This window comes from Thiohalocapsa sp., from assembly GCF_019695415.1.
In the GTDB taxonomy this organism is placed as follows: domain Bacteria; phylum Pseudomonadota; class Gammaproteobacteria; order Chromatiales; family Chromatiaceae; genus Thiohalocapsa.
On record NZ_JAIFKJ010000026.1, the window covers coordinates 1 to 1,517 of the forward strand.

The following is a 1,517-nucleotide window of genomic DNA, read 5'->3' on the forward strand; positions in this document are numbered from 1 at the left end:
GGGGGGAGACAGTGGGGGCGGGGGGGGGGGGGGGGGGGGGCGGGGGGGTGTGGCGGGCGGGGTGGCGGCGCGTGAGCGGGGGGGGGGGGCGGGCAGCCGGGACCGGGGAGCAGGGCGCGGAAGAGGGGGCGGTTGGAGTTGTAGAGCTGTCCCGGCTGCAGGGGTGCCCCCGGCTCCACCAGCTCGTCGCCACTGGCGAAGATGGCCACCCGCAGCCGGCGGCGCACGCTGAGCGCAGCGGCACCCACGGAGGCTGCGACGGCCAGGGGCTGCGGGCCCAGGCGCACGCCCGCCGGCAGCACCTCATCGCCGGCGCGCAGCTGCTCGCCGCGGTAGCGGATGTTGCCCCCCGCCTGCACGGTCGCCGGCAGCCTGACGCTGCCCTCATCCAAGGCCTCGCAGGCTTCTTGCACCACCACGGTGTCCGCGCCCTCCGGCACCGGTGCCCCGGTGAAGATGCGCGCGGCAGTGCCGGGCTTCAGCGGCTCGGCGCGAGTCCCGGCCGGAATGCGCTGGGAGACCGGCAGTGTGCCGTCTGCGGCGTCGGCCGCGCGCAGCGCATAGCCGTCCATGGCACTGTTGTCCCAAGCGGGCTGGTCGACGGGACTGGTGACGGCTGCGGCGAGCACGCGCCCCTGGGCCTCGGCGAGCCCGACCGATGCCTGTTCCGCGATGGGCGCTGCCTGGCCGAGCAGGCGCTCCAAGGCTGCCTCCACGGAGAGTGGAGTCTGGCCATTGCCGCCGCAGCCGTTGTGCAGGCCCGCCATGCTCAGCCCTCTGTGAAGCGCGCGATGAGCTGCGCGAAGTTGCAGGGCTTGGTGCGGCTGTCGAGCTGGCTCCGGAGAATGCCCTCCCAGGCCGTTCGGCAGGCGCCGGTGGACCCGGGTAGGCAGAAGACGAGCGTGCCGTTGGCAATGCCGGCGAAGGCCCGCGACTGTACCGTCGACGCGCCGATCTCCTCGTACGAGATGTGCCGGAACAGTTCGCCGAAACCGTCGATGTTCTTGTCGAACAGGGGCAGTACGGCTTCTGGCGTGCTGTCGCGCCCAGTGATGCCAGTGCCGCCCGTGCTGACAACGACGCGCACGTCAGCATCGGCGATCCAGCGCGAGAAGAGAGCGCGCAGCTGGTAGCGGTCGTCGCGGCAGATCACCTTCTCCACGACCTGATGACCCGCGGCTTCGGCTTGGGCGCGCAGGTAGTCTCCCGAGGTATCGTCGGCCTCGGTGCGGCTGTCTGAGACCGTGACCACCGCGATGGGCAACGGCATGAAGGGGGCGTCGTCTGGGGTACGGCTCATACGAATGATCGGCTGGGTTGTCGCTGTCGTTGGCGGGATGTGGGCGGCCGCACGGCAAAGCTCAAGCGGTGGGGCGGCATCCTTGCCGCGACGTTGCGCTCATGCGCCTGCCACGAGTATCGCGGCCAGAGGCTGCTCGCACAGGGGCCGTTTTGCCGTTCACCAGAGCGTTTCGATACCGAAAAGCGCGAATGCCGAGTCGCGGGTGATCAGTGGC

At 71.3% G+C, this 1,517-nt stretch carries 2 protein-coding genes; both read right to left on the reverse strand.

The genetic code is table 11. The features are described 5' to 3' along the window. Positions 1–767, reverse strand: a 767-nt coding sequence (locus I6U14_RS00365) for a molybdopterin molybdotransferase MoeA (protein WP_296895943.1), incomplete at its 3' end; no start/stop codon positions are given. Between the two features lie 2 nt (positions 768–769). Beyond that, complete coding sequence (gene moaB, locus I6U14_RS00370; protein ID WP_296895944.1) at positions 770–1,300, reverse strand: molybdenum cofactor biosynthesis protein B; 531 nt, start codon at positions 1,298–1,300, stop codon at positions 770–772. Positions 1,301–1,517: the final 217 nt, after the last annotated feature.

Excerpts from the sequence above, each read along its gene's own strand:
- moaB (WP_296895944.1), bottom strand. The coding sequence starts at position 1,300 with ATGAGCCGTACCCCAGACGACGCCCCCTTCATGCCGTTGCCCATCGCG.